This window comes from Shouchella tritolerans (genome assembly GCF_025770735.1).
Lineage (GTDB): Bacteria > Bacillota > Bacilli > Bacillales > Bacillaceae_D > Shouchella > Shouchella tritolerans.
Genome location: NZ_JAODPB010000004.1, coordinates 90,461 through 109,730 on the forward strand (window position 1 = coordinate 90,461; position 19,270 = coordinate 109,730).

Here is a 19,270-nt window from a genome sequence, read left to right on the forward strand (position 1 = left end):
CTCGAACCCATCCTTTACCAGATTCGTGGCCATTGACAATCCCATATTCAAAGTCCGATAAATGCAATTTTCATAATTATTTCCACCCTTCAATAATCTCTTTGTTTAAGGAATACAAGTGTTTTAATCCTCAAGTACAATTGTCTCAAATAAATCAAGTTCTCCCAGACTGAATGATACTTGACCGTCGTTGTAAACGAATGGGATGTCCCCGGAACGGCGCAGGGCATGGACGCGAGACGGTTCACGTTCTGCCTTCAAGCTGAAATGTATATTCCGAATTGGCAGCGGTTCATGAAATGCCGTTCCGAGCTGACCAGATACGTTTACAGCGCTTACCAAGCGACGCGAACTACCTCGTGCTTCGTGGAGCGATACTTCAACTAGTGGAGAAGCCGTTACCTCCAACTGTTCACGGTGATCAAGCACATCTCGGAGCGTGGCCAGAAACACACGGGCATGACCGTGATTGCTCATTTTTTCATAGTGAGCACCAAGACCCCAAGGAATATAGGCGGCCTCCCCTTTTCCATAACGATTGAAAATCAATCCCGGTGTATCAGTCTCCTCGGTGATATAACACTTTTCCGGCGGCCCAAACATACAGGAAGGAATTAAACCAAGAAAACCTTTTGCATCATCGTCCAACTTGCACTCCAAAGCATCTCCATTAAGGTACACAAGGTCGAGCGATTCAAAGCCGTTCATCTTGGATTTATCCTCTTCTCTAATACGATAATAGGCACCCTGTGTCTTTGGTTTATGGGTGAAATCCTTCACCCCCAGGCTCTTTAAGCGTACCTGCCCCAGAGGACGGCCTTTCTTATCGCAGGTAGATGTCATACCTGTAGCGAGCAGTTTTCCTCCCTGTTCAACATATCGATCAACGGTAGCCACCGCCACATCGTTCATATTTTTAAGGTCAGCTAGAATGATCAGCTTGTAACGCTGAAGTTTCTCAAAAGCCTCTGGTGATTCTAACACACTTTCATTTAATAAATTGTATTGTATTTGGTTCTCGCTTAGCATCCTCACAATTCCATTAAATTCCCTTTTACTGTCGGGTTTTTTGGTGTCAGGAGCAACCAAGCAAACCTCAGCCAACGATTGAAGGTTCGTATAATAGTGCTCATGTTCTTTATGAAAATGGTAAATATCTTTCACCAAATCAAAGCAAAGTCTATCGTCCTGATTGACGAGGGTACCGATCACGTAATAATCGAGCCAGCCACCGTTCACCAGATCCTGTACTAGTCGCAATGCAGTCAAATGAGGGGAAACTGCCGAATGACGCATGGCAAAATCAACGAAATGAACTGCTGCATTGCTCACAGCCATCCCCTCCCAGGAGCCTGTTACCGTTCGTACATTTTCAGTAGCCGAGTAGTTCCATTCCGGTAAAGGGAAATACATACTCGAACCGGACTCTTTACGGTAGATATCGGCGTTAGTGTGGGTATAATTACTTATAGCGATATTGGGGTTGATGTTCTTAACCACAGCCACTCGTCGATCAAAAAGTTCTTTTACTGTTTCGATGCAGAACTGTGCATGGTCACGGAATACTGGGTCATTCGGATCTGCCTTTAATGGCAGCCGATCGTGGCCGGCAAACTCCGCAAATCGTCTCAAGCAGTTATCGCATTGGCAAATCCCGTGAAAATTGTAGCTGTAGTCCATCGTTACATAACCGATCATATTAAAAAATACGCCATCTACAGGGTATTTCTCAACCACTTCCTTCAATATTTTTAATGAATATTCTTGTTGGTAATACCCATTGATGCAGGTATGAACCTGACCATTGTAATTGACGATATTCCCCTCGGTGCTGCGATACAACCAATCCGGATTGGATAGAGCATGCACCTCGTTTAACCGGCTGAAGTCGAAGCGGGCTATAAACTTCATCCCTTTCTCGTGTGCGCGTTCGATCACCTTACCAGTAAAATCGTCCTTCAAGAATGGGTTTACATAATGATATTCAAGCTCTGATGGGTAATTAGCCGCAATTCCTCCGACGTTAAACAGCAGTGCGTTTGCGGAAAATTGCTCAAGACTCTGCATGTACGTATCGACATCAAGCGTTGCATCAATCTCTCTTAAATTTGTCTGAATTAGACGCATCGGTTTCTCTTGCCACCAAACCATAATTAATTCCTCCTCTAAAATTAACTAATAACTATTATCTGTAGACCAGAGCCTCCACGAATCATTAAAATCGCTTTCCTGTTAATCATATCGATTTGTTGAATGAGCGATTAACAGTATTATTTACTTTATTGCTATAATAGTAATTTATGTAAATTACTTGCACACGGTCCAATCAACAAAGCAATAATTTCTCTAACATCGTAATTTGAACTAAGGGGAAACAGGATTTCCCCCTTATAGTATTTTTCTATCATTTTTTATTCATAAATTGTTAGATTTTCATTATGATAGAACCAGAGCTTCATAGTCTTTTAATACATCCAATTTAATATTTAGAAATCCACCATCATATTTATATTCAACTTTACCGCCCCTCAAGGTTTCAATATTTACACTTTCTTTCACACCTTTCAAACGCAGTGAGATATTGTTTATCGGTATGGGAGAAAAGTAGCTATTGGCAAAACAGCCAGAATTGTTGACCAGTTGTATGATTTGTTGTTCCTTGTTTCTGCAGATATTTACTTCTACCATAGGCGTTAGATCTGGAGCTATCTCTTCTATTCCACATAATGAGAAAAGAATATCCTGTATGATGTTCAGTGTATTTTGGTAGCCCTGCTCATGATAGAAGCTTCCGATTTTCCAAGGAATATAGACACCACGTCCCTTATGATATTTCGACACAAGGATTCCTGGCTCTTGGCTAACCTCATTATAGTAGCAGATTTCGGGCGGTCCAAACGGGTGTTCCGGAATTAACTGTAGATATTTTTTTGCGTTTTCTTTTGGTTCAACCATTACGAGATTGGGTCCCGGTGCAATCAATGGAGTTTTCATGCATCGTGGGAACAGGTCTTTCTCCGCCTCCGGAATTTCAAATATTGAAGACATCAGGTCACTTTTGATTTCTTTGACCTGTTCCATTCCTAGACAATTCAACCCCGTACTGTTGCGAGCTTCAAATTGATCATTATAGAATCCTGTTTCTCCTGTTGCGATGATCGTTCCGCCATTTGCTGCAAACTCATCAAACAACTTCACCTGTTGGTCTGATAAAAATTTGATATCCCCAAGAACCACAAACTCTTTGCCATCAAGCTGGGATAGGTCATTCAGTTCCGAAATGCGTATCTCATCGAAAGGAATATGGCTTTCTGTAAGTGCCCGAATCCACCCTAACACTTCAGAATCGACCCGATACAATGATGCATTCCTCACGACAACACCCTTAGCCATCGAAACAAGGTTACTATACAGTTGTTCGTGCTTTTTGTGGAACTGAAACACTTTTTTGGTACCTTCAAAGCCTGAAGTGTCTCTATGATTATCAAGTCTGCCCATAATATACATACTCAGGCTGCCGGCATTCGCCAAGTTCTGCCACTGCCGAAGTTCCATCAACGCAGGCGATACTGAAGTATGACGGTATCGGAAGCCCATGAAATCAACACTGGCATTGTCAGTAGGTCGGGTACGATTTGGCCCACTGATTACCCTAGAATTTGATGAAGCACTGTACTGCCATGAGGGTCTTCCTATATCAGCATTAGACTCACCTCGTATATAATCTAATCCATTTATTGCAATATTTGGATTTATATCTTTCACTAAACGCCTTAGACGTGCTGTATGGTCCTTCTCACAATCTTTTTTGAACATCATATATTTTTTGTACGATGGATTGCGCGGATCATCCTTTTCTGGAAGTTCTAGTCCGTATTGCTCTTTAAATTTTTTCTGGCAGTTCTCACAATGGCAAGGTCCATGATAGGTATAACTGTAATCGACTACTAGAAATCCACTCATATTACAGAACAAGCCGTCAAAGTCATGCGTTGTAAGCATTTCTCGAAGAATACCGAACATATATTCCTGCTGATAACCACCGTTGGGGCAAGTGTGTACATAGCCGTTGTAATTAACAATTTTTCCCTCACTCGTTCGATAAGCCCAATCTGGATTCTGTTCATAAACTGAATAACGAATTTTTGAAAAATCGGTTCTTGCGATTACTCGTATTCCCTGCTTATGGCATTCATCTATAATCTTATCTAGGCTATCACCATTCAAATATTCGCTATTAGGCTGAAATGCCAGCTTCGAATCGTAGCTGGCGATAATACCTGCCGCATTAAGCAATACCACAGTTGCACCAAATTCTTTCAAGTCCCTCACATAGCTAACAGCATCCATATTTTCCGTATCAATTTCTCTAAAATTTGTCTGGATCATCCGCCAAGGATATCCATTCCACCAATGTTTCATTTTAATCCTCCCTCAATAAAGTTTCATTTCCTCTCGAGCTGTTTACTGGAACTCTGATTTCGCTTTCATGAGCAACAGTTTTTTTGTAAAAAAAGCTCAACATTTTATTGTTTGAAACAGGACAGAATGTCGTTTAGTGAAATGGCGAGTGCACCGTGATATACAATAATCAATTAACACTGGCAGCAAACCTTCAAAAGACATTACTAGGAAAGTTATCTTATCCATTTATTGGACCTTGGAATTTCACACCCTCTCCTAATTAAACGAAAAACGGCTAGACGATACAGTTTTGTTTTAAACCATACCGTCCAACCATACTCTCTCCTTAATTGCCGATGTTTACTATTTTCAAAAGGAGTAAAATAGATAGCATACATCAGTTATTTATGGATTAGGCACGAGCGATGGTCTACCAATACGGATACCAGTTAGATTTTCGTAATATTTAGCAATCGCGGAATGATCATCCTGACCATGGCCACTGTGGTGCAAATATTGGAAAATCTCTTGTACTCCTGCTGTCATAGGTACGAGTGCACCTACCGTATGAGCGCAATCCAAGGCATTGTTTAAGTCTTTGATGTGTAGATCAATCTTAAATCCTGGCTTGTCATTTCCAGCAATCATCATTGGTGCTTTGGCATTCATCACGGTGGATCCGGCCAAACCTCCTCTGATCGCCTCAAACACCAACTGTGGATCCACTCCCGCTTTCTGAGCAAGAGTCAGTGCCTCAGCAAGAGCCTGTATATTACATGCTACAATAATTTGATTGGCCAATTTTGTCGTATTCCCGGCACCGATTTCACCGCAGCGAACGACAGATGCTCCCATTGTTTCTAGTAACGGTTTGTATTTATCAAACACGTTCTGTTTTCCGCCCACCATGATGCTCAAGGTGCCGTCGATTGCTTTTGGCTCTCCCCCTGAAACAGGAGCATCGAGCATTTCTACGCCTTTTTTTTCTAGTTCCGCTGCAATTTCCTTGCTTGCGACAGGATTGATGGAACTCATATCAATAAAGACTTGGCCAGCTTTCATATAATTGGCAACACCGTTCTCTCCTAGCATAACCGCTTTTACATGAGGGGAGTTTGGCAGCATTGTCATGACAAGATCACAGGAAGAACCGATTTCTGCATTTGTACCTGCTATAGCGCCGAGTTCTACCAGTTCTTCAACCGAAGCTTTGTTTAAATCATTTACCATTAAATCGCTGTAGCCACCTTTGATGATATTTTTCGCCATCGGTTTGCCCATGATTCCTAAACCAATCAATCCAATTTTCATCTCCATGACCTCCGTAATTTCATTTTTAATGACCACTATCTTAAAATCTTTTGATCTTGCTAAACCATTACAGCTTTCGTTTTTCTATAATCACTTGGTGTTTTACCTGTATTCTTGCGGAAAATATAAGTAAAGTAGCTTCGTGAGCCGAACCCCAGTTGCATACTTATTTCTTCAATACTGCTCGTCGTTGTCGTCAATAAATATTTCGCTTTTTCCAGGCGCGCGTTTTGGATATAATCAATAAACGAGCATCCCATCTCTTTTTTGAATTTCCGCGACAAGTAGTATTCACTGTAACCAATTTCTTTTGCCACAAAGTCCAATACAAGTTCTTCGCCTAAATGCTGGTCGATATATTCACAACATGCCCTGATTTGGCTGGAACAGGAAGCGACTTTTTTTGACTCCTGCACACAATGAACATATTCTAGCAACAGCTCTCTGCTCAATGCTGTCACCTCACTAAGCGATGAGCATTTTTCCAAAATTCGCCGATAATCGGCACATAATGAATAGGATCGCTTTTGCGACATGCCTCCTTCTACAGCAGCGCGAGACACTAACGTAAGCAAGATATGAATCTTTTGTTTATAAAATCCGACACTCTTTTTATCACCTTCAAAAATTCCGTTTATTAGTGTAGCTTTGTTCACCACTTTAGCTACATCCAAGTCTCCAGTGCGGACGCCGTTTAACAGTTCTTGTTCAATGTTCCAGTAGCCACTTTTCCTCTCAAATTGATCGATCCATATTTTTACCGTGCCTTTCTTCTTTTGCTTTTTGGGGATTGTCGAACTTAAAGGTGTCACATCCTCTACAGCGATGGGCTTGCCAGTCAGACAATAATGTAGCATCAATGCAAATTGCAAAATACTAGAAGATGTCAACTCTGGCAGCGTTTTCAGACAGTTAACCATAATTTCCTCAGTCTCTTGTGTGAGTCCCGCCTCATTGGCTATGTCGCTATAACTCATTCGGTCATTGTACCCACTAAAAAAAGGCCCTTTTACATAGATCGTCTGAATTCCTTCTGGAGACGGTTCAAAAGCAACAATCCAAGTAAGCATCGCCGATGTCGTGTAAACAAGCGGCAATTGACTTTTCGCCATATGTTTTTCAATTGCGGCGCGACGATTACATGCAAGGAAAAGGCAATTAAACAAAGATTCGTGAGGACAGTCGCTCTCAATGACATTTAAGCGGTTGTCATACTTCCAGTTCCATATGTTATAGCAGCAGCCAGTAAGTTGCCGAAAGGAGTCCAACATTTCAAACTTTCCCGTCATATTACAATCACCTCTGTAAATATTTTTTCAAAAACGTGATGAAGACGGTCTTCGATTTTTTTGATTTGGAGGTTTTTATAATCGAGTGTATGCGTTTTCATCTTAATATTTAAACCACTTGATTATCAACTTCCGGCAGAAATTTCATTTGCTTTCTTAATGAACTCCTACTGTTTAACTGCTAGCCTTGACGTAAGCTTCTGTTTTCGTTTTTGCGCGAATGTCCTGATTGTGACGCTGAATTTCAATCATCTTTTCTTTATCAAGCGGATAGAACTTCATCACAATAAGGGTAAAAAAGTATCCAATCAACGGTAGACCCATCCACAGAAACATCGCCATCCAAAAGAGCGCTGGCGTAACGGGATCTCCAGGCTGAGGCTGGACATTGACATATCCAATGGCCGCAATGGAGACAGCGACGATCGTGCTTCCAAACGATGAGATCATTTTATCTATAAAGGCATAGACGGCAGCGACCGTGCCTGGCAAATAGCTGCCAGTCATATACAACTCGTAATCGACAATATCAGGCTTCATTGATTGTGTGCAAGTAGAAGTTACAATCATGATAGCGGAGAAAGACACGGACAAGATAACGAAAATCACTGTTTGAACAGGTGCTACACTAATTTTTGTCGGATCGATGATGGCCATGAAAGCAATCATAGCTGCAGCCAGTACCATTCCAATGCTCGACCACTTAATGAGTGCTTTTTTTGTGCCACCTTTCACCGCCATTCGTGTCCCGTAGATTAGAAGGAGTACTGTTGGGATGACGTTGATCAAATTAACAGTGCCAAAAAACGAATAGTTTCCAATAACAATCCCAAAGATCATTGTCGTAATGACTGCCTGCCCTGCGGCTTGCTGCGCTAGTTTATCACTCGTTCCGGCGATAATTAACGCTTGTAAGCCCCGATTATTCTTTATTAACGCCCAAGCATCTTTGAAATTAATTTTGCCTTGCGCTTTTTTCGGAAAGTTTTCCGGTTTATCCTTTTCGATTATTGCAATAAAAGCTAAAATTTCTAAAACGATCGATGCGCCTACAACAGTAAAGCATAACTCCTGCAATGCCTCAATGGAAATAGATCCATATTTTTCAAATAGCACATTTGAGAGATAAACGCTTGAAAGTGATGCAAGTACGGTTGTATAGATCGAGCTCCATTGGTAAATTTTTGGACGCTGACGGGGATCGTTTGTTAGAACTGTATTACCGATATTGGTCGCAACACCACTGAACGTGGAACCAATGTAATAGATCACATACATGATCGTATAAAAGACCATTCCTTGCCCAATTCCCCACACAAATAAAACGAGAATCGCCGTTATTTGAATGACAAAACCGGTGAGCATAATGATTCGTATTTTCCCGAATTTCGTCTCCAATCTGTCAGTGATGATTGCAATCAATGGATCCGTAATTCCATCAAAAATCCGTGTATAGGTAGAGATCAAACCTGCCGTTGCCACTGCGATTCCGTACCCACCGACCGCAATGTAACTAATAAACATTAGCAACACATATAAAAGAGCATTGATCGTTGTATTTCCAGGCCAAAGCATAAGCTGCCAAGTTTTTGCGCGATTGTATTGGATTGCTGTATCCCCACCCATAATAAGCCCCCTTATTATTCGCAAGCCATCTGGTTATCAGATTGTTCTACGTGCATATACATCCTTAGCACGATCCCTTTTTCCTTTTTTCACATTGACTTTGGCATAGAACGACAGCAATTTTGCTTTATGAAGAAAGATCGCTTCATAGGCTTGTAAGACATCTAAATTTACATGGAGATACCGCGAATTGTACTTATTTTCGACTTTTCGACCATTCAACGCATTTATGTATGCGCTTTCTTTTCTGTCTGTCAAGTGCAGTTAAATTGTGTGTTGTATAGGCAAAGGGGGAAAGTAGCTACTGCAATCGGTATCAACCCTTGACTTTTCCCTTTGTAAAAATGCTCTTTTGTGTCAGACGGTTAATGAAACCACTGCCTTTGCGGTACGCTTCAATATTCTGGTAGACGTACTCTAATGCACGCTCTTCCCTGTCAGGCAGCCGTGGCGTAATATGGGGTGTAATGAGCACGTTTTCCATATCCCAAAGGGGGTTCTCCTTCGGTAGAGGCTCCACTTCAAAGGTATCCAAGCCCGCACCGGCAATCTTTCCACTCTGCAACGCCTCAATCATTACTGGTTCATCGATAAGTTCTCCTCGGCCCATATTGATAACAAAGGCTGACGGCTTCATCCAGTCAAATTCTGTCTTGCCTAACGTGTGCCATGTTTGATCATTCAGTTCCGTACACAAAACAACATAATCAGAGGCTTCAAGAAGGGGGCGTAAGCTGTCCTGACGGTCAGTGGAGTACACGACGTCTACATTTTCAGGCACTTCAGTAGAACGCCTCCACCCAAGGACTTTCATGTCAAACATTTTTGCCAGCCTTGCCACCTCACGCCCTGTCTTTCCGAGACCTAGGATACCGATCGTTTTTCCGTACATCCCTGTTTTATAAAAGTACTCTCTTGTTGCTGCCCACCGGTGCTCTGCTTTCGCTTTCATAAGCATCGGAAGGTCGTATGTCAATGCAAGCATGAACATCAGTATATGTTCGGCAAGAGCAGGGGCAGAACGCCCTGATGAACTTGTTAAAATGATGCCACGCTCAAAAATTTCAGGTTTAGCAGATTTGTCTAAGCCTGCGCGGCAGCAGTGAATCCAGCGCAAATTAGGGCCAGTGAGGATTAAATCATCTACGTTACTATTTAGAATGGCAACATCCACTTTTTGGATGGCTTTGGCTATCGTCTCCGTATCATCCGGTTTACAAAACACCACTTCCGCCGGTTCGAGCGCCTTGCGAAGCTGTTCCTGATTTTCCGGTGTTAGATACGTCGTCACAAGAGCAGAATCGATTTCTGGCACGGAACAATTACCTCCCTTAGTTATTCGGTTTAACTTATGGTATCGAAGCTACAATCACTGCTCTACTGTACTGCCAAGTAGACATTTTCGAGCCATCTCCCTTATTAGTGTCCAAATGTGTTAAGCACGCCCTTTTAACTAAATTAACCCTGACAGTAAGCGTTTTCAAAAACGACTAACTTCCATTTTTAGTTGCTTCTCCCTTCTCATTATTACTCCCCTTTGAGAATCCTTTCATATTCCAAGGATTTTCTCTTTGATTATAAAATGTGAAAAAAATTCTAACAATAAATTTCTTGCTATAATGGTAATAATGTTGTCTAATTTATAAAACAGAACAACATTTTTATCATATTATCCATTAATTTATCAGCCAAAGCCCTTTTCGTTCATTATATCGAATTATGTTCACCGTTTTGGTTAAAAAATTATTAACTCCCTTTACATATCTATATGCCTGAATGTACTTCTAAAGAAATGGCGACTAGCCGCCCCTCCAAAATTTCCAGCACCGTTTAGCCATGCTCATTGGACAATATACTTGACTAATGGACCCTCAGAAGCTCACGAGAGGGCATCGTCGCTTGTGGTGCTAGAGAAAAATCTTAGAGTTTTCCTTTCTTTTTGGAGTGTGTTCGCGTTCTATCGTGGATCAAATGTCGTAAGCACTCGTTCCGCTTTTTGTTTGACGGACTATCATCTAAAATGGTACGATCATAATTGTTCATAATACCGAACAATATGCTGTTTTAGGAAGTGAATTTATAAAATGGAGCAAAAATATAATGTGCCTGCCTTAGATCGAGCGAATGCTGTACTGAATGTTCTAAGAGACGAGCCATACAGATGGAAGCTATCCGATTTGTCGAAAATGATCGGGATTAGCAAAAGCACGCTACACTCGCTGTTGGTTACAATGGAGCGCCTGCAATGGGTGAGTCGTGATCGCAATGAGACATACGCTATTGGGAGCGCTATTGGACGTTTTGGGAGTGCTTTCTTCCGGCAGTTCGATCTGACTGAAGATTTTCGACGCTTGGCGGAGCCGGTGATGCGCAATCTTCAAGAATCGATCCAATTAGCAGTGCTTGAAGGTAGTGACGTCCAATATTTAGCTAAAGTAGAAGCCCCCAGTCCGGTCCAGATGGTTTCAGGTCCTGGTGTCCGCTTCCCTGCACATGCAACTGGTCTAGGAAAAGCTTTAATGGCCGACATGAGCGAACAACAAATATGCAACTTATATCCAGAAGAATCACTTCCTAAAATTACCGTTCATACGATCGGCTCCCGAGAAGCTTTGATTCAAGAGCTTAAGAACGTACGGAAAGCGGGATATGCAATGGATATTCAAGAGGGCGTTATGGGCTTTTGCTGTACGGCCGCGCCAATACATAAAGCGAACGGCGAAATCGCAGCCGCCATCAGTTGTTCCATGCCCATTCACCATTGGGAGGGGAAGAAAGAGCGTGCCTTGGAAGAAATGATCCAACTTGCCCAGCGCCTTTCTCACATTTAATCATTAAAACCCACAAAGAAATTAGAACGCTTTTCCTCTGGACGGGCACGTTTGCTCTCCATCTCCTTGTTGGTGAAACCACTAGGCAAAGGGCCGCTTATCTGAGTTCTGACAGGTATGTACGGCCCCATTCACTCCAATGCTGTATTTGCTCTCCCCTTGACCGGATGTTTTTCCTTCAGCAATGTCCGCATCTTTCTTGTTTCCACCAGCCGAATCCTCGATTCTTTGTCTGCTTGTTGTTCGCCTCCTATTGGCAACTCCCGCAAAAAGTCGATATCAGAATCGTTGTCCTGTCTGTCTCTATCGGGCCAATCATTCGCAATCACGCCCCTAACCTGTTTACATATTGCTGTATGGATCGCAATCATTTTGTTTTAAAGCGTCTACATTTGAGGAAAGATGAAAAACAGCCTTGTTCCGACATGTTCAAGTTTCGGAGCAAGGCTACGTGGTTTCAAGTTAGTTGCCGCTTTGTCCTACTCTTTTGGGATTTTCCGAGCGACATTGGTCTCAATAGCTGCGCGAATCACAGCTTCGCTAACGGCTTTAACTACTTTTTGATTAAATACGGTAGGGATAATATAATGTGAACTTAGCTCCTCTTCTGAAATAATAGAAGCGATCGCCTGCGCACTGGCAAGCTTCATTTCTTCATTAATGACACTGGCCTGGCAGTCCAGCGCCCCTCGAAATATGCCTGGAAAGCAGAGGACGTTGTTAATCTGGTTCGGATAATCCGACCGACCTGTTGCCACAACAGCAGCAATGTCTTCTATTTCTTCAGGCGTAATCTCAGGGGTCGGATTCGCCATGGCAAAAATAATCGGGTCTGGATTCATGAGCTGGATGTCTTCTCGCTTCAAAGTCCCTCCTGAGGATAAACCAATAAAGACATCGGCCTCTCTCAGGACGTCGCGAACCGTTCCCGTTATTCCGTAAGGATTGGTATTATCTGCAAACCATCGCTTCATCTCGTTGTCGCCAAATTCGCGCTGCTTGGATAATACGCCAGTTCGGTCTACGCCGATTATGTTTTTCACACCTGCATACAGCAGCAATTTGGTGCAAGCGATCCCAGCAGCGCCTACACCTGCGACCACGACCTTAATTTTATCGATGGATTTGCCTGTTAATTTTAATGCGTTGATCAGCCCTGCATACATGACAACGGCGGTTCCATGCTGATCGTCATGAAACACAGGGATATCCAATTCCTCGCGGAGTCGCCTCTCAATGTCAAAACATCTAGGCGATGAGATATCTTCGAGGTTAATCCCTCCAAAAACAGGGGCAATATGCTTTATCGTTTGAATCATTTCCTCCGTATCCTGTGTGTCTAAGCAAATGGGAAAAGAGTCTACATCGGCAAATTGCTTGAACAATACAGATTTGCCCTCCATGACGGGCATTGCCGCTTTAGGCCCGATATTCCCAAGGCCTAAGACAGCACTCCCGTCAGAGATTACTGCGACTGTATTCCGCTTTATCGTTAAGGCATGAACCTTGTCTGGCTCCTCATGAATCGCCATACACACTCGCGCTACATCAGGCGTATACACCCTTGATAAGTCATCACGATTTTGAACTGGGTTTTTTGGCTCCGTCCTTAGCTTGCCGCCAAGATGGAGCAAAAACGTGCGGTCAGAGACATGAACCAAACGAACGCCCTTTGTACCATTGATTGTCTCGACGATTGCTTCTACACTGCCTGTATCCTCAACATTTACTGTTACATCACGAACAACATGAGTTGAACTGGAACTGGCGATATCCATCCCTACAATATTTCCTCCAGCCATTACAATGCGCGTGACCAGTTCACTAAATTGAATACGGTCTTGGCTCATCTCTAATCTGAAGATGACATTTTTTCCACTTAGAGCCTGCCTAACTTGCATAGAGCCCCCTCCTACCTTGTCTCATTTTAAGACTTTCCCAAACAGCACAAACGCAATGATTGACAGCTTATTTATGATAACTGGTCTACAAATATATTCTTCAGCTTTCCAATTCCTTGAATCTCACACTCTATCACATTCCCTGCTCCTACTAGTTCTGCTCCAAGTGGGCTGCCTGTCAGAATGACGTCTCCTGGCTTCAACGTCATAACGCGGGACAAATAAGCGATCATTTCACGAAGGGGTACAATCATTAATTCCGTACCACTGTTTTGCTTCTCTTCCCCATTCAAGCGCGCTTCTACTCGGACGGTATCGGGATTCAATTCCGTTTCGATAACGGGTCCCAGTGGTGTAAACGTATCGAATGATTTACCGATCATCCAATGGCCAGCTTCATGAAAATATTGCGGTGCCGTTACGTCATTGCCAATGGTATAGCCAAAAACGTAGTCCAACACGTCTGCCTCGTCAATATTTTTCGCTTCCTTCCCGATCACGACTGCTAATTCAGATTCAAACTTTACCTGCTCGTTAGAGCCTGGGATCACGACAGGATCCTCAGGCCCAATGACAGAAGAAGTTGGCTTAAAGAAAAATACAGGGATATCAGGCAATGTGTCAGGACGCTCTTCAACTTTAGCGACATAGTTAGCACCAATTCCAATTATTTGGTTTGGCACAAGCGGAGCAAGCCATTTTACATCCTGTGCTGCATACGTTTTGCCTGTAAAACGCCACTCAGCGAACAAATCGCCTTGGATGGCTTTAATCGTATCGTGTTCAAGAACTCCTTGGCTTGTCTTTGTATTTACGGTAAATCGTACAAATTTCATGGATGGCCACTCCTTTTGAATCGCTTATTTTCTCGTCATCACACTGGCTTTCGTTTTGGCTTCTTTCCGGCGCCGATGAAGAATCGGCTCTGTATAACCGCTCGGTTGGCGGTAGCCTTCGAACACCAGATCGCATGCCGCTTGGAAAGCAACAGAGTTTTCATAGTCCGGCGCCATAGGAACGTATTCAGGATCGCCTGCGTTTTGCTGATCCACCACCTTGGCCATGCGTTTCAACGTTTCAAGCACTTGCTCCTTCGTGCAGATGCCGTGATGGAGCCAATTCGCCATATGCTGACTGGAGATACGCAGTGTCGCACGGTCCTCCATTAGCGCAACGTTGTTGATATCAGGCACCTTGGAGCAACCGATCCCCATTTCTACCCAACGGACGACGTATCCAAGAATGCCTTGCGCATTATTATCGAGCTCTTCCTGGATTTCTTGTGGACTCCAATTTGGCGCTTCAGCCACTGGAATCTGCAAAATTTCATCTCTATAGTCGATTTGCTCAGCCGCAATCTCTTGCTGAACAGCTTTTACATTGATTTGGTGATAATGAATGGCGTGCAAAACGGCAGCGGTTGGTGAAGGCACCCAGGCTGTATTGCCACCGGCCTGAAGCTGACCACCTTTTTGTTGAAGCATATCGGCCATTCGATCAGGCATGGCCCACATGCCCTTGCCAATTTGCGCTTTTCCCCTCAATCCAGCTGCGAGGCCAACCGCTACATTGGCTTGCTCGTAGCCATTGAGCCAAGTGGAAGATTTCATATCCTGCTTGCGAATCATTGGACCAGCTTCCATAGACGTATGAATTTCGTCACCAGTGCGGTCCAGGAAGCCTGTATTGATGAATACCACTCGTTCCTTTACCGCATGGATGCAATTTTTAAGGTTAAGTGATGTGCGGCGTTCTTCATCCATTACACCGATCTTAAGGGTATTGCGAGTAAGGCCGATGATATCTTCAACACGGTTAAATAGTTCATTGGCAAATGCCACTTCTTCAGAACCGTGCATTTTTGGTTTTACAATATAAATAGAACCCTTTTGTGAGTTTCGATAGTCTCCATTGCCCAATAGGGAGTGCTTGCCGATTAGACCGGTAACGATACAATCAAGGAAGCCTTCTGGCACCTCTTGACCATCTTCATCTAGCACCGCATTCGTGGTCATTAAGTGGCCAACATTACGGACGAACAGTAACGAACGACCGGATAAAGTGATAGAGCTTCCGTCTGGGGAAATATACGCTCGGTTAGGATTCAATGTTCGATTGATCGTCCGGTCCCCTTTAACGAATGTAGATGTCAAGTCGCCTTTCATTAATCCTAGCCAGTTATCGTAAACAAGCACCTTGTCTTCGGCATCAACTGCCGTCACAGAGTCCTCACAGTCCATAATCGTCGTAATGGCAGCCTCTAGCACAATATCCTTTACGTTTGCTGGATCGGTTTGCCCAATAGGATGTGTGGCATCGATTTGAACCTCTAAGTGAAGGCCATGGTGTACGAATAACAGAGCGGATGGCGCTGCCATATCGCCTTGATACCCGGTAAACTGGGTACGGTCCTTCAAACCTGTTGTCGTTCCGTCGTTTAGCTTTACTGCTAAAGCGCCGTCAACGATGCTATAGCGCACAACATTGTTATGGGAACCTTGGTTCAAAGGTACCGTCTTATCTAGAAATTGCTTCGCAAATGCAATCACTTTTGCTCCTCTAGCTGGGTTGTACCCATTTCCTTTGTCGGCACCGGCTTCTTCGCTAATCGCATCTGTTCCATACAAAGCATCATATAGACTTCCCCAGCGGGCATTCGCCGCATTAATGGCAAAGCGTGCATTGTTCACTGGAACCACAAGCTGCGGTCCAGCTTGAAATGCAATCTCGTCATCCACATCTTGGGTTGTGATTTGAAAATCATCCACCTCAGGCTCCAAATAGCCAATCTCTTTCAAAAATGCTTTGTAGTCTTGAAAGCGATACGGTTTATTCGCTCTATGCCAGGCATGTATCTGGTCTTGAATGCGGTCGCGCTTCGCTAATAAAGCTTTGTTAATAGGAACAAGGTCTTTAACGAGACTGGCAAAGCCAGACCAGAATTCGTTCTTCGTCACGCCGCTGTCTGGAATTACCTTTGTATTGATAAATTCATAAAGGACCTGCGCAATCTGCAAATTGCCATTTTTTACGTAGTTTGTCATTTCAACCTCTCCTTTATTAGGCTTGCTTCGCCGAAGCAACTTCTTTCATATTTTTTTTGACCTCTACACAACGCCCTGGGCTTGGGAACAGCTTCCCGCCATTTAGTAGATTATCTGGGTTAAAAACCTCACGGATTCGTGTCTGAGCAGCAATTTCCTCTTCGTTGAAAATAAACCGCATTTCTTCCATTTTTTCGATTCCTACGCCATGCTCTCCTGTAATCGATCCGCCGAAATCGGCACAAGCTTTCAAGCATGCGCTGCCCGCTTCTAACGCTTTTTCTGTCTCCCCTGGAATTCTGGCATCAAACAGCACAAGGGGATGAAGATTGCCGTCCCCCGCGTGGAAGATATTGGCGATCCGAAGCCCGAATTGCTCGCTAATTTGATTGATTCGCTCCAGAACCTCGGGTAACTTGCTGCGCGGAATCACACCGTCTTGGACTAAATAATCAGGTGAAATGGCTCCCATCGCCCCGAATCCAGTCTTGCGATTCGCCCACCACCTGGCCCGTTCTTGCTCATTTTCGGCAACTTTCACCTCGCGGACATGTCGCCGCTTGCAAATGTCGAGAATCTGATTTATTTGTTCATCGATCCCTGCCGAAATGCCATCCACTTCAATGAGTAGAAGGGCAGCAATGTCTTTGGGATGGCCAACAGGAAACGCAGCCGCTTCTACGCCTTCAATTGCGGTCTTATCCATCATTTCAAGTGCCGCCGGGACAATTCCGGCAGATACGATATCTGATACGGCATAGCTGCCGTCTGATACTTCATCGAAGTAGGCGAGCACCGTCTGCTTAGCTTCAGGATTCTTCAAAATACGAACCGTGATTTTGGTGACGATTCCTAATGTTCCTTCAGAGCCTGTTAACAAGCCAAGCAAGTCATACCCTGGCACATCCGCTACCCCTTCACAGTTGATATCGATGATGTCGCCATTAGGAAGAACAACCTCTAGTCCGAGAATATGGTTGGTGGTGACGCCATACTTTAAACAATGGGCGCCGCCTGCGTTCTCCGCCACATTGCCGCCGATCGTACAACAGTATTGACTAGAAGGGTCAGGCGCATAGTAATAGCCTTTATCAGCAATCGTGTTCGTCAATTTCAAGTTGACATAGCCCGGCTCTACAACCGCACGACGATTTTCCAAATCAACGCTGATTAAACGCTTCATACGAACCATGCTAATAATGACTTCCCCATTGATCGGGATCGCCCCGCCACTGAGACCGGTGCCGGCACCTCTGGCAAGAAAAGGAAGATCGTGTGAAGCGCAGTATTTGACGATCTTAGCGACCTCTTCCGTATTTTTCGGGAAGACCACTGCTTTGGGCAAATGCTTATGAATCGTAAAGCCGTCACAATCATAAGCAATCAAGTCTTCCTTTAAATAAAGGATCGACTTCCGACCGTCTACAAGCTTCGCAAGATTGAGAATATGGGGATCGTTTGTTTTCATCTTACGCGCCACAGCTTTCACCTCCTAAATTGTATTTTTATTTATTCAACTGTTCATCGTCTCGCTTGTACGCCCAATCCAACAGCTGCACCGTATGCACGATCTTTTGGCTTCGCCCATACTTTTGTACGCCAACTGCCATTTGCAGCATACAACCTGGGTTGCCCATTGAGATCATCTCCACGTCTTCCGGCACATTCTCCATTTTCCTTTCCAAGACAGCGCCAGCCATCTCAGGATTGGTAATGTTATAGATTCCAGCGCTGCCACAGCAACGATCGGCATTCGGCATATGAACGATCTCGACCCCTGGAATATCGAGCAATAGCTCGCGCGGTTCTTGCCGGATTCCTTGGCCATGCGCCAAGTGGCAAGCATCGTGGTAAGTCAAGCGCGTTTTCATTTCTGACTTCGGCTTTTCATAGCCTGTGTCGTGAAGATACTTCGATATGTCCTGTACTTTAGCAGAGAATGCCTCAGCTTTTTCATGCCACTCTGGGTCTTCGCGAAACAATTCTGGGTAATCCTTCAGCATGCAGCCGCAGCCAGCAGCATTGACGATGACTGTATCTGCGTTTTCGAACGCCTCGATGTTTTGCTTGGCTAATCTTCTGCCAGTCTCCCGATCACCTGCATGAACATGCAAGGCGCCGCAGCATGTTTGCTGCTTCGGAATGGTGACATTATTTCCGTTGCGCGTCAGCACATGAATTGTAGACTCGTTGATATCGCTGAACATGACATCCATAATACAGCCAGTTAAGAAAGCGACAGTATGCGTTGCTTCTCCCTTAGCTGGAATGATGGTCTCATTTTTATATTTCTTACGGACAGGAACACCAATATCGGGCATAATCGCTTCCATTTCAACAAGGTGCTTTGGCATAACACGAATCAACCCTGTCGCGCGAACAAACTTCTGCACGCCACTCTTCTGATAAACTTTTAACAACCCGCCCAAAGATTGCATCCGTTTCGGATGAGGAAACAACCCTTCCAGGAAAAATTTACTCACTAGCCCCTTGACACCTGTTAACGGCATCGCTTGGCGAATTTGTCCTCTTGCTTCTTCAATCAAGCCGCCTACATCAACATCAGCCGGACAGGCAGTCGTGCATGCACGGCAATCTAAACACTGGTACACCGGATCCATAAACTGTTCATTCACTTCAAGCTTGCCTTCGGCTACCGACTTGATTAGATGGACACGCCCTCGCGGCGAGTGCTGTTCTTGGCCTGTGATCTCATAGGTGGGGCATGATTCCAGGCACATCCCGCAGTGTACGCAATCAGCCCATTTATTCTCATCTGGCGCATCATTCCATAAATAATTGCTCTTGCTGTTAGGAGAACAAGGCGGATCCATGTTCAACTCGCTTTCTTTCAAACTCATGAT

At 44.0% G+C, this 19,270-nt stretch carries 13 protein-coding genes; 1 reads left to right on the forward strand and 12 read right to left on the reverse strand.

The window, feature by feature from the left end; all coding sequences use genetic code 11:
- Positions 1-123: 123 nt before the first annotated feature.
- The 6 genes from N6H06_RS14645 to N6H06_RS14670 all read right to left on the reverse strand — a co-directional run bounded on the left by N6H06_RS14645 (position 124) and on the right by N6H06_RS14670 (position 9,945).
- On the reverse strand, positions 124-2,151 hold the full coding sequence (locus tag N6H06_RS14645; protein ID WP_263707413.1) for an alpha-amylase family protein: 2,028 nt from the start codon (positions 2,149-2,151) through the stop codon (positions 124-126).
- Positions 2,152-2,436: 285 nt separating this feature from the next.
- Entirely contained in the window at positions 2,437-4,422 is a 1,986-nt protein-coding gene (locus tag N6H06_RS14650; RefSeq protein WP_263707414.1) for an alpha-amylase family protein, read from the reverse strand.
- A 387-nt stretch (positions 4,423-4,809) separates the two neighbouring features.
- On the reverse strand, positions 4,810-5,751 hold the full coding sequence (garR, locus tag N6H06_RS14655) for a 2-hydroxy-3-oxopropionate reductase (RefSeq protein ID WP_318527564.1): 942 nt from the start codon (positions 5,749-5,751) through the stop codon (positions 4,810-4,812).
- A 23-nt stretch (positions 5,752-5,774) separates the two neighbouring features.
- A complete protein-coding gene (locus N6H06_RS14660) occupies positions 5,775-7,004 on the reverse strand; it encodes a helix-turn-helix domain-containing protein (RefSeq protein ID WP_263707415.1) in 1,230 nt (409 codons plus the stop codon).
- Positions 7,005-7,178: 174 nt separating this feature from the next.
- Positions 7,179-8,630 (reverse strand): MFS transporter, encoded by a 1,452-nt coding sequence (locus N6H06_RS14665; protein ID WP_263707416.1) that lies wholly within the window; start codon positions 8,628-8,630, stop codon positions 7,179-7,181.
- Between the two features lie 316 nt (positions 8,631-8,946).
- Positions 8,947-9,945 carry a D-2-hydroxyacid dehydrogenase gene (locus N6H06_RS14670; RefSeq protein WP_263707417.1) on the reverse strand — a complete coding sequence of 333 codons (999 nt, stop codon included), beginning with the start codon at positions 9,943-9,945 and terminating at the stop codon, positions 8,947-8,949.
- Positions 9,946-10,714: 769 nt separating this feature from the next.
- On the opposite strand from N6H06_RS14670, the gene N6H06_RS14675 reads away from it, so the two are divergent.
- Positions 10,715-11,461, forward strand: coding sequence for an IclR family transcriptional regulator (locus N6H06_RS14675; protein ID WP_263707418.1), 747 nt, complete (start codon positions 10,715-10,717; stop codon positions 11,459-11,461).
- 131 nt (positions 11,462-11,592) lie between these two features.
- Here the strand turns inward: N6H06_RS14675 and N6H06_RS14680 are convergent, their stop codons facing one another.
- From N6H06_RS14680 to N6H06_RS14705, 6 genes are all read right to left on the reverse strand, one after another.
- Positions 11,593-11,790 (reverse strand): hypothetical protein, encoded by a 198-nt coding sequence (locus tag N6H06_RS14680; protein ID WP_263707419.1) that lies wholly within the window; start codon positions 11,788-11,790, stop codon positions 11,593-11,595.
- 150 nt (positions 11,791-11,940) lie between these two features.
- Positions 11,941-13,362, reverse strand: a complete 1,422-nt coding sequence (locus tag N6H06_RS14685; RefSeq protein ID WP_212953755.1) for an NAD-dependent malic enzyme — start codon at positions 13,360-13,362, stop codon at positions 11,941-11,943.
- Positions 13,363-13,433: 71 nt separating this feature from the next.
- Positions 13,434-14,198 carry a fumarylacetoacetate hydrolase family protein gene (locus N6H06_RS14690; protein ID WP_263707420.1) on the reverse strand — a complete coding sequence of 255 codons (765 nt, stop codon included), beginning with the start codon at positions 14,196-14,198 and terminating at the stop codon, positions 13,434-13,436.
- A gap of 24 nt (positions 14,199-14,222) precedes the next feature.
- Positions 14,223-16,406, reverse strand: a complete 2,184-nt coding sequence (locus tag N6H06_RS14695; protein WP_212953757.1) for a malate synthase G — start codon at positions 16,404-16,406, stop codon at positions 14,223-14,225.
- 16 nt (positions 16,407-16,422) lie between these two features.
- Positions 16,423-17,874 carry an FAD-binding oxidoreductase gene (locus N6H06_RS14700; RefSeq protein ID WP_263707518.1) on the reverse strand — a complete coding sequence of 484 codons (1,452 nt, stop codon included), beginning with the start codon at positions 17,872-17,874 and terminating at the stop codon, positions 16,423-16,425.
- A 37-nt stretch (positions 17,875-17,911) separates the two neighbouring features.
- Positions 17,912-19,267, reverse strand: coding sequence for a (Fe-S)-binding protein (locus N6H06_RS14705; RefSeq protein ID WP_062750587.1), 1,356 nt, complete (start codon positions 19,265-19,267; stop codon positions 17,912-17,914).
- Between the last annotated feature and the right edge of the window lie 3 nt (positions 19,268-19,270).

Excerpts from the sequence above, each read along its gene's own strand:
- N6H06_RS14685 (WP_212953755.1), bottom strand. The coding sequence starts at position 13,362 with ATGCAAGTTAGGCAGGCTCTAAGTGGAAAAAATGTCATCTTCAGATTA.
- N6H06_RS14695 (WP_212953757.1), bottom strand. The coding sequence starts at position 16,406 with ATGACAAACTACGTAAAAAATGGCAATTTGCAGATTGCGCAGGTCCTT.
- N6H06_RS14650 (WP_263707414.1), bottom strand. The coding sequence starts at position 4,422 with ATGAAACATTGGTGGAATGGATATCCTTGGCGGATGATCCAGACAAAT.
- N6H06_RS14665 (WP_263707416.1), bottom strand. The coding sequence starts at position 8,630 with ATGGGTGGGGATACAGCAATCCAATACAATCGCGCAAAAACTTGGCAG.
- N6H06_RS14675 (WP_263707418.1), top strand. The coding sequence starts at position 10,715 with ATGGAGCAAAAATATAATGTGCCTGCCTTAGATCGAGCGAATGCTGTA.
- N6H06_RS14700 (WP_263707518.1), bottom strand. The coding sequence starts at position 17,874 with ATGAAAACAAACGATCCCCATATTCTCAATCTTGCGAAGCTTGTAGAC.
- N6H06_RS14645 (WP_263707413.1), bottom strand. The coding sequence starts at position 2,151 with ATGGTTTGGTGGCAAGAGAAACCGATGCGTCTAATTCAGACAAATTTA.
- N6H06_RS14660 (WP_263707415.1), bottom strand. The coding sequence starts at position 7,004 with ATGACGGGAAAGTTTGAAATGTTGGACTCCTTTCGGCAACTTACTGGC.
- N6H06_RS14705 (WP_062750587.1), bottom strand. The coding sequence starts at position 19,267 with ATGAGTTTGAAAGAAAGCGAGTTGAACATGGATCCGCCTTGTTCTCCT.
- N6H06_RS14690 (WP_263707420.1), bottom strand. The coding sequence starts at position 14,198 with ATGAAATTTGTACGATTTACCGTAAATACAAAGACAAGCCAAGGAGTT.